Origin of the sequence: Roseinatronobacter monicus (assembly GCF_006716865.1) — a bacterium.
Taxonomy (GTDB): Bacteria; Pseudomonadota; Alphaproteobacteria; order Rhodobacterales; family Rhodobacteraceae; genus Roseinatronobacter; species Roseinatronobacter monicus.
This window is the reverse complement of sequence record NZ_VFPT01000002.1, coordinates 210,557-223,577: the sequence shown is the minus strand read 5'-3', so window position 1 is coordinate 223,577 and position 13,021 is coordinate 210,557. Positions and strand designations below refer to the sequence as shown.

The window sequence follows — 13,021 nt, the reverse complement described above, 5'->3', positions numbered from 1 at the left end:
CTACATCAGTCGCATCGCGGGTTTGGATGCACGCTGAGCCAAAACGGTCCGCCAGAAGTTTGAGCAAAATCAACAAAAATCTTCAAAAAAATGCACATCCTGTAAGCGGCTGTAATAAAACGATATTGCTGAACTTTCGACCGCTTGGTCGGGCGAAAATCCGCCCGATTTTGACCCCTCCGGGCGGATTTCCGCCCGCAGGTATTATGCTACCCCAAAAAACAGCCCAAAAAGGCGGTAGTTTAGCCATTGAATTATAGGGGGTATAGCACGAACACCGCTAGGTGATTCGAACCACCCCGAAAACCACCGATCATCACCCTGACTTGCAGCCTGCGCGCATAGCAACTGTCGCATCACGACGACCTAACATCCGCCTCGGTGTCCACATCACTCCAATCGATCGACACTTACAGCTTTGACACCCAACCGCGTGCCCGGCGCTGCAGGCCAGTGCCGCCACGACCGGCCGCTTTCATCAGATGCTGCAAGCGCAATTCCGCACTGCCGTCAGTCCGCTTTCCGCCCGTTGTGAAGGCGACCCGCGGGTCGTCGTGCCCGGCCCAAAGCCGCCTGTCGGAAAAGCAGAGGGCTTCCCCTAAAGCGGCCCTTCGTGCCATCTGTAGCGCTCGGCTGAAACTGCTGGTACTTGAATTCGTAGTTCCGATCAGGTCACCGGGATGAGATTAGATGATCTCACTCTCGGGCAAGAACCGTTGGGTTAGAACTGTTTCCTGCATCTGCATCAGACGGTGCGCATTTTTCATATGTTCAGACATGATCTGTCGGGCCGCGACAGCGTCGCCCATGCGCAAGGCCGCAATCAATTGGGATTGGTAATCAAGCCCTGACGACCACAACTCCCGGTTCGGTTGAGCATACAGACGGCGCGAAACAGTGATTTCGGCCAGCATGTTGGCGGTAAACCGGATCAGGAATCGCAGCAGCGGGTTGCCCGATATTTCGGCCAGAAGCGCATGAAATCTCAGGGACTCAACATGCTGCTCACGCTCTTCTTCGGCAGTGCGAGCTGGTTCGGCGTAACAGGCCATAACATCTTGCAGCGCGGCAAGCTGGCCATCGTTCAGGCGGCCTGCAAGGCTTGCTGCCAGTTCAGGTTCCAGCGCCTGCCGGATTTGGTAAACATCATCGATGGTCAGGTGCTCGAAGTAGAAGTAGTTCCCCAACAGCGCCATGGCCCGCTCTTCGGACACCTGATGCACAAAGACGCCACCGCCCGGCCCGGTGCGTGACTTTACCAACCCTTGAGCTTCCAGAATGCGGATGGCTTCGCGAATCGTGCCCTTGGCCATGCCAAAACGTGTAATCAGTTCCAGTTCCGAAGGCAGGCGATGACCTGGCCCCCATCCATTCGCCACGACCCAGGATTTGATCGCCTCGGCCACTTGTTGCGGTCGAGACAGGCGTTCATATTTCTCTGGGGTGGTGGCAGGCGGCAAACTGGTCTCCTTCGATCGCGCGCAATCTTGGCACTTCTGCGCGGCACTTGTCCGATACACGCGGACAACGCCCGGCAAAGGCGCAACCCGGCGGCGGGTTCAGCGGGTCCGGCAATTCGCCCGATTGCGCCCCCCCGAGCGGGCGGCCCACAACCGGCGCCGAGTCCGCCAGAAGCTTGGTATAGGGATGGCGCGGTGCTGCAAAGACCTTTTCGGCAGGGCCGGTTTCCACGACCGATCCGAAATACAGCACCGCGATGCGGTCGCTGACGGCCTCGACCACGGCCAGATCATGGCTGATGAACAGATAGGTCAGGTTGAATTCGGCTTTCAGATCGGCCAGCAGGTTCAGCACCTGCGCCTGTACCGACACATCCAGCGCCGAGACGGGTTCATCAAGGATCAGGATACGCGGGCTGGCCGCGAGCGCTCGCGCGATGCCGATGCGCTGCGCCTGTCCTCCGGAAAATTCATGCGGGTAGCGGGTCAGGAATTCGGGGCGCAGATTGACCGCGTCGAACAGTTCCGCGATGCGGTCGTCCAGCGCCTTGCCGCGAAGCCCGTGCAGCAGGCGCAGCGGCACTTCCATGATCTGACGGATCGTCTTGCGCGGGTTCAGGCTGGAAACCGGGTCCTGGAACACATACTGGATCAACCGACCAAACGCCGCCGGATCAGCGCGATTCAGCGCGCGGCCCTCGATTTCAATGCTGCCCGAAGTGGGTGGCAACAGCCCAACAAGCATCCGCGCAAGCGTGGATTTGCCGCAACCGGATTCGCCGACAATCCCCAGTGTTTCACCCGTTTGCACCTGCAAAGAGACCGGATGCACCGCATGAACCTGCGCACGCGGCGGGCCGATCAGGCGCTTGCCGATATCGAATGACTTGGCCAGATCGGTGGTCGTCAGCGCAATACTCATGATGCCCCCTCTGGATACAGGCAGCGGACCTTGCGCGCCTCGCCTGTCAGATCAATCTCGCCCGCGCGGCAAGCGGCCTGCGCCTTGTCGCAACGCGGGGCAAAGGCGCAGCCTTCAGGCAATTGGTCCACTGCGGGCGGCAGACCCGGAATCGCGGCCAGCACTCGCCGCCCGGCACCCAGTTCCGGCACGCAGGCAATCAGGCGTTTGGTGTAGGGATGGGCCGGCGCGGCCAGCACATCGGCGGTATCTCCGGCCTCGACAATGCGCCCGCCATACATGACTGCCACCCGGTCGCAAAGCTGGCCCACCACACCGAAATCATGGGTGATGAACAGGATCGCCAAACCGCGCGAGCGGCGCAGATCATCCAGCAGCGCCAGAACCTGCGCCTGCACCGTCACATCCAGCGCAGTGGTGGGTTCATCCGCAATGATGATGTCGGGATCATTGGCCAGCGCCATCGCAATGCCCACGCGCTGGCGCATGCCCCCCGACAGTTCATGCGGGTAAGCCTTCGCACGCGCAGCAGCATTGGGGATGCGGACATCCTCCAGCAGTTTAACCGCGCGCTTGTGCGCCTCGGCGTGGCTGACGGGTTCATGCACGCGGATCGCCTCGATCAACTGATCGCCGATGCGGTAGAGCGGGTGCAGGGTCGAGAGCGGATCCTGGAAGATATAGGCCACCTTGCGCCCGCGCAGACTGCGCAGTAACTCATAGGGCACGCCGATCAGATCCCGCCCTTCCAGCCGCACAGCGCCCCCGGTGATTACTCCGGGCGGCGAGGCGACCAGCCCCATCACCGACAGCGCCGTGACCGATTTACCCGAACCGCTCTCACCAATCAGCCCCAGACATTCGCCGGGTTTCAAATCCAGCGAGACCTTGTTGACCGCCTTGTAGATACGCTGGCCGACATGGAATTGCGTTTCCAGATCGTCAATGCGCAACAGCCCTTCGCCCTTGGGGGCGGGGGCCTCGGCCCGTTCCACCCGCGTCGTGGCCATGGGCCGCGCCAACGCACCAGAGCGCAGGCGCGGGTCAAGTGCGTCCCGGATGCCGTCGCCCAGCAGGTTGACGGACATCACGATCAGCAGGATCATCACACCCGGCACGATGGATGTATGCGGCGCCGTGATCAGCGCCGAGCGCGCCTCGCCCAGCATCGAGCCCAGATCAGCCTGCGGCGGCTGGCTGCCAAGACCAAGGAAGGACAGACCGGCGGTTTCAAGGATCATCCAGCCGATGGTGGTGGACATGGCGATCACCACGACGGGCACGATATTCGGCACGACCTCGGTCAGCAGAATGCGCGTGTGCCCCATGCCTGCCAGCTTCGCCGCGTCGATGAATTCGCGATGCGCGATGCCGACAGTGACCCCGCGAATGTTGCGCGCGAAGAACGGGATATTCACCACCGCGACCGCAATCAGCGCGTTCAGCAAGCCCGGCCCCAGCACCGCAACAATCGCCAGCGCCAGCAGGATATAGGGGAATGCCATCAGCATATCGATGCCGCGCATGGTGACGTTATCCGTGCGCCCGCCAAAATAGCCCGCCATCACGCCGATGGCCGCCCCCAAAAGCCCCGCGACAAGAGCCGCCGCGAAACCTACGGCCAGCGACAGCCGCGTGCCCCACATCAGGCGCGACAGCAGATCACGGCCCAGATGGTCGGTGCCCAGCAGATGCCCGTCCGACAAGGGGCGCAGAAAGCGGTTTGCGGTGTTGGTCTCATTCGGCGGATGCAAGGGCAGGATAGGCGTCAGCAACGCCAGCACCACGATAATTCCCAGCACGACCGCGCCAAACCCCGCCAGCTTGTTGCGAAACAGAAGACGCAGGAACAGGGTCATGTCTTGATCCCCCTCATGTCTTGATCCGGGGGTCGAGCCAGGCTTGCGCCACATCGACGATGATGTTGAAGCCGACATAACAGGCCGCGATGAACACAACGCCGCCCTGCACCAGCAGAATGTCGCGTTTCAGAATGCCATCGACCAGCATCCGCCCCACGCCGGGCCATTGAAACACCATCTCGATATAGACCGCGCCGGACAGCACGAACCCTGCCTGAATGCCCAGCACCGGAATGATGCTGACCATCGCGGCGCGCAGCGCATGGCCCCAGATCACGCGGCGCTCATGCACACCCTTGGCGCGCGCCGTGCGGATGAAATCCTGCCGCAGCACTTCCAGCATCGCGCCGCGCGACAGGCGCGCGACAACGCCCGTGGCCACGACCGACAGCGCAAGCGCGGGCATGGTCAGGTGGCGGATCAGGTCCGGCAGATCACCGCCGCCCCAGATCGAATACATCCCCGACACCGGAAACCAGCGCAGCTGCACAGCAAACAGCAGGATCATCATCATGCCGAGGAAAAACGACGGCACCGAAATGCCCAGGATCACGACAAAGGTGATCGCCTTATCCGCCAGCCCGTATTGACGCGCCGCCGAGACAACTCCGGCAAGGATGCCCAGAAGTGCACAGAGCACAAAGGCCGTCCCCGCCAGGATCAAGGTCGCCGAAAACCGATCAAGGATTTCGTCCAGAACAGGCCGGTTCAGCACGAAGGAGCGCCCGAAATCGCCTTGCAGCAGATTGCCCAGCCAGATGAAATATTGTCGCCAGAGCGGCTCATCCAGCCCCAGATGCCGGTTCAGACGCGCGACATTCTCGGGCGTCGCGTAACTGCCCAGAATAGCCGTGGCCGGATCGCCCGGAATCATCGCCATGATCAGGAACACGATCACTGTGATCCCCAGAAGCACTGGAATGGCCGAAAAAAGCCGTTTCAGGATATAGCCACCCATCCGCGCCCCCCTGCTGTTTCATCTTGCTGAAAATACTCAAAAAAGGGCGCGCGACAGCGCGCCCTTTCACCTGTATCAGTTCTTCACAACGTCTTTCAGCAGCAGAAAGAAAGAAGGCTCAAGCTGGAAATTCTCGACCGCATCCGAGGTCACGGCATTCTGCATCCAGTTCGCCACAAAGACCCAGGGCGCGTCTTCCTGCACGATCACCTGCATCTCGCGATACAGCCGCGCGCGCTCGTCCGGGTCAGTCTCGACACGGGCCGCTTCCAGCAGCGCATCGACTTCGGGGTTCGAGTAATAGCCCGAATTGAACCCACCCGCTTCGGGCCAGGCATCCGTGCGCAGCGCAAGGAAGGGCAGCGTGTCGGGGTCATTGGTCATCCAGGCCATCTGCGCCATGTCGGCCTTGCCTTCCAGACCGGGATTCACGCGGCCCAGAAAGGTGTTCCATTCATAGGTCTCAATCGTCACATCGAAGCCCACGGCGGCCAGATCGGCCTGAATCGCCGTGCCCATCGGGATCGGGTCCAGCATGCCAGAGCCGCCTTCGGTCACATAGAATGTCAGGCTTGCCCCTTCGGCCCCGGCCTCGGTGATCAGCTCGCGCGCGCGGTCGGGATTGTAAGGATAGGGTTCCAGCTCCTCGTTATAGGCCCATGCGAAAGCGGGCGGTGTCGGGCCCGCGGCGATGGTGGCCGTGCCTTCGAGCACGTCATTCACCAGCGCCTCCTTGTTGATCGCGTAATTCGCGGCCTGCCGGACGCGCTGGTAGGCAAAGGGGCCTTCCTTCGCGTTCAGGATCAGGAACCACAGATGCGGCCCGGCCTGTTCGTGGACCGTGTGCTGCGCGCCCTGAAACTGCGACACGGCAACAGGTGGCACTTCCACCATCACGTCAATCCCACCTGCCAGCATTTCGGCCACGCGGGTATTGGCATCCGTGATAGGGCGGAAGATCACGGCTTCGGTGCCTGCCGTGCCGTCCCAGTAACCCTCATTGCGGGTCACAACCACACGCTCGTTCGAGCGCCATTCGGCAAAGCGGAAGGGCCCGGTGCCCGAAGGGTTGCGCCCGAAATCCGCGCCATGTTCCATCACGGCGGCGGGCGACACGATCAGCCCGGTCGGATAGGCCAGATTCGACAGGAAGGGCGCATAGGGTTCGCTCAGCGTGAAGCGCACGGTCAGGTCATCGACGGCCTCGACCGTTTCGATCGCGCTGAAGAAAAACGACAGCGGGAACGGCCCGGTTTCGTGATAGGGGTGATCTTCGTTCAGCATCCGCTCGAAATTCCAGACCACGGCCTCGGCATTGAACGCGCTGCCATCATGGAAACTGACACCATCACGCAGGGCGAAGGTGTAGACGGTGCCGTCGTCGGAAATCTCCCATTCTTCGGCCAGGGCGGGTTCGACTTCCAGCGTGCCGGATGCGTAGCGCACCAGCCCGTCATAGATGTTCATCAGGATGCGGAAGTCGTTCACGGCAGTCACGGCATGGGGGTCCAGCGCCTGCGGCTCGGCGATCTGGCCTACGACCAGCACGCCCGGAGGGGTCTGGGCCGTCGCAGGCGCCACCAGCGCCGAACTGGCGAGCAATGCGGCGGCCAAAACCCCGAAGCCGCGACGGGTCAGTGATGAAAAAGCCATATTTGGCACTCCCTGTTGGTGATTTATTCCCCCCTATTTATCATGATAATTTGCATTCGTCAAAATTTTCATGATAATTGGACAAGACAGGGGAAACAAACAGATGACTTTCTCGATTCTTGCACAAGATTTGAACACCGGCGCATTTGGCGGCGCGGCGGCAACCGGGTCGCTCTGTGTGGGTGGCTGGGTCTTGCGGGGCGATTCGCGCGTCGGAATGTCGGCGTCACAAGGGGCAGCACCGTCGACCATGTGGGGCGAAGATGCGCTGGAGCGGATGCGGGCAGGTGACGGCGCCGAACAGGCGCTTTCGACTGTGACCGGGCAGGATGCCGGACGCGACTGGCGGCAGCTTGCGTTGCTTGACGGCGCGGGCGGCACGGCCTGTCATACTGGCTCGAAAAACACTGAATGGCGCGGATCGCTGGTTGCGCCCGGGCTGGTGGTGTCGGGCAATCTGTTGGCAGGGCCGCAGGTGCTGGAAGCCCTGCGCGACACATTCCTTGCCGCGTACGGCGATCTGGCCGAGCGGTTGCTGGCATCCATCGCCGCGGCAGAAGCTGCGGGCGGGGATACGCGCGGCCTGCAATCGGCAGCGCTGTTGGTGGTTTCTGACGACGCGCCCCCGCTGACCCTGCGTGTGGACTGGTCGGAAAACCCGATCTCTGACCTGCGCGACCTTTACCGGCGCAGCCAGAGCGGGGCCTATGCCGCATGGTTGCCCAGTGTTCCCACCCGCAATGATCCGGAGCGTTGCGATGACTGACATTAAATGGGGTGAATTGGCCCAGCACTGGCTGGACCGCTTGGCCGCCTGTTCCGAACCGGGCCCCGGCGTGACACGCCTGCCCTTTACCCCTGAACACCGCGCCGCGCTCGCCGTGCTAACCGAATTGATGCAACAGGCAGGGCTTGCGGTTCATCTGGACGCCGCAGGCACGCTGATCGGGCGGATGGAAGGACCAGAGGGCGTGCCTACGCTTTTGATGGGGTCGCATCAGGATTCGGTGCGCGAGGGCGGCGCTTACGACGGGATCATGGGCGTGGTCCTGCCCGTGCTGGCGCTGATGAAGCTGCGCGAGCATGGGGTGACGCTGCCTTTCGCGGTCGAGGTTCTGGCCTTCGCCGATGAGGAAGGCGTGCGCTTTCCCACCGCGCTGATGGGGCCGCGCGCGCTTGCCGGAACCTTCGACATGACTGCGTTGGATCTGCAAGACCACGACGGCATCACCCTGCGCCGCGCGATGGAAGATTTCGGGCTGAACCCCGACGCCCTGCCGGGGCTGCGGCGCGCGCCCTCTCAGACTCTCGGCTGGGTCGAAATTCATCTGGAACAGGGCCCCGTGCTGGCAGCCGCTGCACAGGATATCGGTATTGTCACCAGCATCTGCGGGATTGAGCGGCACATGATCACGCTGACCGGCAAGGCCGCGCATGCAGGCACAATGCCGATGCATCTGCGCCGCGATGCGCTGGCGGGTGCCGCGGAACTGACACTGGCCGCAGAATCACTGGCGCGCGAAACCGACGGGCTGCTTGCGACGGTCGGGGCCTTACAGGTTCGCCCCGGCGTGGTCAATGCCGTCCCCGGCGAGGTCGCCCTGACCCTAGAGATCCGCGCCCCCGAGGATGCCATGCGCGCGCAAGCCGGGGCAGAACTGACGCAAGCCGCTCATGACATCGCGCACCGTCGGGGGCTGGTATTGGAGATCGCGCGGACCTACGCGCAACCGGCAACCCCCTGTTCCCCACAGATCATCGAGGGCTTGTCAAAAACCGTCGAGCCAAGCGATCGGGGGGGGGCACAGCACATGGCATCCGGCGCGACGCATGATACCTCGGCCATGGCGGCGCTTTGCCGCGTAGGGATGCTGTTCACCGCTTGTCGCGACGGCGTCAGCCATCATCCTGACGAGCATGTGCCTGCAGCATCCATGTCATCCGGAATCACGGCGCTTGAACGGTATCTGCTGCAGCTTCAGCCGTCCGCTTGTCATCCATAAGACCCGGGTATCGTCAATACTATTGACAGCGTGTGATGACTTCGAACCTTGGGCCGAGGAAGGGCCGCTTTGCAGGTTTATGTAGATGCATCCACACCACCACAGCCCGCTTCCCGCCCCTCGCGAAGTGACGGTCACGCCGTCGAGGTCGGCCCGAAGCTGCCGGTCGGCTTGGCAGGCGTAGCGCGGTGCGGCTTCCCTAAAACTGTCACTCACCCTTTCTTGTTTGAAGGATGTGTTCCAACTTTCAGCTACTTGCAAACTGGCGGTCTTGGGATGAATGTGACTTCATGAAAAATGAAACCTTATGCCCCCGTCTGCGCATCCGCATCATCTTTGGGGATGAAGAGATGATTGGCCCTGGCAAGGCCGAGCTACTTGAACGGATTGATCGCTGCGGCTCCATCGCAGGTGCAGGCCGTGAGATGGACATGAGCTACAAGCGCGCCTGGCAGTTGATCGGTACGCTGAATGCCATGTTCAAAGAACCGCTTGTGGACAGCACGCGCGGCGGACCGGGCGGTGGTGGCGCGGTGCTGACCGATCTCGGGCGCGAGGTTCTGGGTCTCTATCGTGCCTTCGAGTCAGATGCACGTAATGCAGGCGCGGCCCGAATTTCAGCGATGCAGGCCCTGCTAAGGGATATTCCCGAAGAAAGATAACGGTTGACCGATCGGACATCTTCTGACGATATGTTTTCAAAAACATATCAACGGGAAGATGCCGATGTTCTTGATCCGCCGACTTGTCCTCGCCGCCACTGCGGCCCTTGGTCTCGCGTGGGGCCCCGCATTGGCGCAGGACGATGCTCCGGTCGTGGCGGCGGCCTCGGACCTGCAGTTCGCGATCGAGGAAATCGCCGCCGCTTTTGAGGTTGAGACAGGCATGCGGGTGCGGCTGTCGATGGGCTCGACCGGCAATTTCGCCCGGCAGATCCGTGAAGGCGCACCGTTCCAGATTTTCATGGCCGCCGACGAGCAATTCATCGCGGAACTTCATGCCGAAGGTCTGACCCGCGACGCGGGTGATCTTTATGCCATCGGAAGGATCGTGGTCATGGTGCCGCATGGCTCGACCCTGACGCCCGACGGCGAGATGGACAATCTGGCCGAGATGCTTGCGGCGGGCCAGATCACCCGCTTCGCCATCGCCAACCCAGACCACGCCCCTTACGGCATGCGCGCGCGGGAGGCGCTGATCACCCGCGGGCTGTGGGATGATCTGCAACCCTTCATGGTGTTGGGAGAGAATGTCAGCCAGGCTGCGCAATTCGCGCTGTCCGGCAATGCTGAAGGCGGCATCATCGCCTATTCGCTGGCGCTGTCACCACAGGTTGCCCCCCAAGGCAAATATGACCTGATCCCCGAGGACTGGCACGAACCGCTGCGCCAACGCATGGCGCTTCTGAGCAACGCAGGCCCCGTGGCCGAAGCCTTCTATGCCTATCTGATGGAGCCTATCGCGCGCGAGATCATGGAACGCTACGGCTTTGCCCTGCCCGAAGGCGAGTAACGCATGGACTGGACCGCACTCTGGCTGTCCCTGCGCCTCGCCGCCTGGACTGTCGCAATTCTACTACCAGTGTCCATATTCATGGGCCGGTTCCTTGCCTATCGGGATTTCCGGGGCAAGGGGCTGGTCGAGGCGTTGGTGATTCTGCCGCTGGTGCTGCCGCCGACAGTGCTTGGCTTCTACCTGCTGGTGTCATTCGGGCGGAACTCGCCCATTGGTCAATGGTGGCAGTCGGTCTTTGGCAGCCAATTGGTGTTCAGTTTCGAGGGGTTGGTGGTGGCGAGTGTGATCTTCAACCTGCCCTTTGCCATCCAGCCCGCACAGAGGGGTTTCGAGGCTATTGCCGTCGAGGTGCGCGAAGCTGCGCGGTGCTGCGGGATGTCCCCTATGGCCTCGCTTTGGAAGATCGAGCTGCCACTGGCCTGGCCAGGGGTGATGACCGCGATGGTGCTGACCTTTGCCCATACACTCGGCGAGTTCGGCATCGTCCTGATGGTGGGCGGGTCGATCCCGGGCGAGACAAAGACCATCGCCATCGCCATCTACGACCGGGTGCAGGGCTTTGACAACCGGGGCGCGGCGATCATGTCGGCCACGCTGGTCGCGATCAGCCTGTTCACGATCACCATCACCTACGGGCTGTCGGCCCGCATCGGCCGGAGGTTGTCCTGATGGCGCTGGAGGTCATGGTAAGGGCCAAGGCGCCGATTCCGCTCGACGTAGCTTTCCGGGTTGAACCGGGCGAGCTATTGGCACTGGTGGGCCATTCCGGATCGGGCAAGACCACGCTCCTGCGCACCATCGCTGGGCTATGGCGCCCTGAGACGGCGCGGGTCTCGGTGGAAGGCAAGACCTGGCTGGACACTGCCGGGCGGGTTGATCTGCCCACGCATCGGCGCCGGGTCGGGATCGTGTTCCAGAACTACGCGCTGTTTCCGCACATGACTGCGGCGCAGAACGTGATGGCGGCAATGGACGCGCAGGACCGGGCCGAGGCTGAACGCATCCTCGATCTGGTGAACCTGCACGGTCTGGCCGACCGCAAGCCCGGGCAGCTGTCAGGCGGCCAGCAGCAGCGGGTGGCCGTGGCGCGCGCATTGGCGCGACAGCCCCAAGCGTTGCTTCTCGACGAGCCGTTTTCTGCGGTCGACCGCGCAACCCGCGAAAAGCTTTATGGCGAGATCATCGACCTGCGCCGCCACTTGGCCATGCCGGTGGTTTTGGTCACCCATGACGTGAACGAAGCGCAGCTGTTGGCGGATCGCATGGTGGTAATCGAGAAAGGGCAGGTTGTGCGAACCGGCACCACAGCCGAAGTCATGGCCGATCCGGACGCATTGCGCGCCATGGGCATCCGCGAAGTCGCGGCGATGCTGCCTGCTGTCGTGGCCGAGCATTTTCCTGACGGCCTGACCCGCCTTGATGCGGCGACCGGGCCGCTGTTCTTGGCCGGAGTGGAGGGCCCGCCTGGAACGCGGTTGCGCGTGCGCATCATGGCGCATGAGGTTATCCTGTCGCGGCCGCGGCCAGAAGGGCTGTCGGCGCAGAATATCCTTGCAGGCACGGTCGCACAGATCGTTGAAGGCAAGGGGCCAGCCGTCACAGTCCATGTCGCCATTGGCGATCACGAGATTCTTGCCCGCATCACACGTCGTGCCGCCGAACAGATGGCTTTGCAGCCGGGTGAGAAAGTTCATGCAATCCTGAAATCCATGTCGATTGCCCGTGATCATGTTGCGCGCACCTATCATGAGGGCAATGTCGGATGACCCGCCCGAGCCGCCCCGTACTCTCCTTCGCTATTGGTGCGGCCGCAGGCTGGGCGGGCGGGCTGATCGGCCTTGGCGGTGCCGAGTTCCGCCTACCTGCGCTGGTGGGTGCCTTGCGCTTTTCGCCGCGCGAGGCCGTGGCCGTGAATCTGGTGGCCAGCCTCTTCGTGCTCGCTGCCGCGTTTCCGTTCCGGGCCGCCACCGTGCCAGTGTCCGACATCCTGCCGCATCTTCCGGCGATGATGGGAATGCTCGCGGGATCAATGTCAGCTGCATGGATTGGCGCGGGATGGTTGCGCCACACGTCGGATAAGTTGCTGGGGCGCCTGATTCTGCTCCTGCTTGTTGGGCTTGGTTGCATCTTGATCGCTGAAGGTCTGTTCGTGGCTGAACCAATCAGGCTCGTCGGCGAAGGTATGGTTCTGACCTTGCTTGTTGCCGCCGCCTGCGGAGTGGTGATCGGCCTCGTTTCATCCCTTCTGGGTGTGGCCGGTGGCGAGTTGATCATCCCTGTATTTATCCTTCTCTTCGGCGTCGATGTGAAGGTGGCAGGATCGATGTCAATACTCGTGGGAATACCAACGATCACAGTCGGGCTGACGCGGCATTTTGGGGCGGGCTCGGTTCTGCGCGCACGGGTGGTTTGGCGCGCCACCATCCTTCCTTTGTGCGCCGGCTCTATCCTCGGTGCTATCCTCGGGGCGCTGGCGCTCGGTGTAGTGCCCGGTCAGGCGCTTAAGGTCGGGCTCGGGATCATCCTGATCTGGTCGGCCTGGAGTGTGTTCCGGCATCTATCATCAGCGTCGTCATCTTCAGGTCCATGACATAGTCAGGACACTGTCTCTGCCGACATACGAGTGTCTGGTCTCGGGATCGAAAACC

General features: G+C 62.3%; 12 protein-coding genes. 7 read left to right on the top strand and 5 right to left on the bottom strand.

Annotated elements, in window-relative coordinates; genetic code table 11:
• Positions 1-686 precede the first annotated feature (686 nt).
• The 5 genes from BD293_RS19040 to BD293_RS19020 form a co-directional block, all read right to left on the bottom strand.
• Positions 687-1,460 (bottom strand): FadR/GntR family transcriptional regulator, encoded by a 774-nt coding sequence (locus BD293_RS19040; RefSeq protein ID WP_142085020.1) that lies wholly within the window; start codon positions 1,458-1,460, stop codon positions 687-689.
• The gene (locus tag BD293_RS19035; protein ID WP_142085018.1) at positions 1,429-2,382 is read right to left on the bottom strand and encodes an ABC transporter ATP-binding protein; all 954 of its coding nucleotides are present in this window, start codon (positions 2,380-2,382) and stop codon (positions 1,429-1,431) included. Before BD293_RS19035 ends, BD293_RS19040 begins: the two co-directional genes overlap by 32 nt.
• Entirely contained in the window at positions 2,379-4,241 is a 1,863-nt protein-coding gene (locus BD293_RS19030; RefSeq protein ID WP_142085016.1) for a dipeptide/oligopeptide/nickel ABC transporter permease/ATP-binding protein, read from the bottom strand. Before BD293_RS19030 ends, BD293_RS19035 begins: the two co-directional genes overlap by 4 nt.
• A 13-nt stretch (positions 4,242-4,254) precedes the next feature.
• Positions 4,255-5,202 (bottom strand): ABC transporter permease, encoded by a 948-nt coding sequence (locus tag BD293_RS19025; protein WP_142085014.1) that lies wholly within the window; start codon positions 5,200-5,202, stop codon positions 4,255-4,257.
• A 75-nt stretch (positions 5,203-5,277) separates the two neighbouring features.
• Positions 5,278-6,855, bottom strand: a complete 1,578-nt coding sequence (locus tag BD293_RS19020; protein ID WP_142085013.1) for an ABC transporter substrate-binding protein — start codon at positions 6,853-6,855, stop codon at positions 5,278-5,280.
• Between the two features lie 103 nt (positions 6,856-6,958).
• Here BD293_RS19020 and BD293_RS19015 point away from each other — a divergent pair, with 103 nt between their 5' ends.
• The 7 genes from BD293_RS19015 (at position 6,959) to BD293_RS18985 (ending at position 12,963) form a co-directional block, all read left to right on the top strand.
• Positions 6,959-7,621 (top strand): DUF1028 domain-containing protein, encoded by a 663-nt coding sequence (locus tag BD293_RS19015; protein ID WP_142085011.1) that lies wholly within the window; start codon positions 6,959-6,961, stop codon positions 7,619-7,621.
• Positions 7,614-8,858 (top strand): M20 family metallo-hydrolase, encoded by a 1,245-nt coding sequence (locus BD293_RS19010; RefSeq protein ID WP_142085009.1) that lies wholly within the window; start codon positions 7,614-7,616, stop codon positions 8,856-8,858. The genes BD293_RS19015 and BD293_RS19010 overlap by 8 nt, the downstream gene beginning before the upstream one ends.
• A gap of 290 nt (positions 8,859-9,148) precedes the next feature.
• Entirely contained in the window at positions 9,149-9,520 is a 372-nt protein-coding gene (locus tag BD293_RS19005) for a winged helix-turn-helix domain-containing protein (RefSeq protein WP_142085007.1), read from the top strand.
• A 64-nt stretch (positions 9,521-9,584) separates the two neighbouring features.
• Positions 9,585-10,370 (top strand): molybdate ABC transporter substrate-binding protein, encoded by a 786-nt coding sequence (modA, locus tag BD293_RS19000; RefSeq protein ID WP_142085005.1) that lies wholly within the window; start codon positions 9,585-9,587, stop codon positions 10,368-10,370.
• A gap of 3 nt (positions 10,371-10,373) precedes the next feature.
• Positions 10,374-11,042: a molybdate ABC transporter permease subunit gene (gene modB, locus BD293_RS18995; protein ID WP_142085003.1), complete on the top strand. Its 669-nt coding sequence runs from the start codon at positions 10,374-10,376 to the stop codon at positions 11,040-11,042.
• Positions 11,042-12,139 (top strand): molybdenum ABC transporter ATP-binding protein, encoded by a 1,098-nt coding sequence (modC, locus tag BD293_RS18990; protein WP_142085001.1) that lies wholly within the window; start codon positions 11,042-11,044, stop codon positions 12,137-12,139. The genes modB and modC overlap by 1 nt, the downstream gene beginning before the upstream one ends.
• A complete protein-coding gene (locus BD293_RS18985) occupies positions 12,136-12,963 on the top strand; it encodes a sulfite exporter TauE/SafE family protein (RefSeq protein ID WP_142084999.1) in 828 nt (275 codons plus the stop codon). The genes modC and BD293_RS18985 overlap by 4 nt, the downstream gene beginning before the upstream one ends.
• The last annotated feature ends 58 nt before the right edge of the window (positions 12,964-13,021 follow it).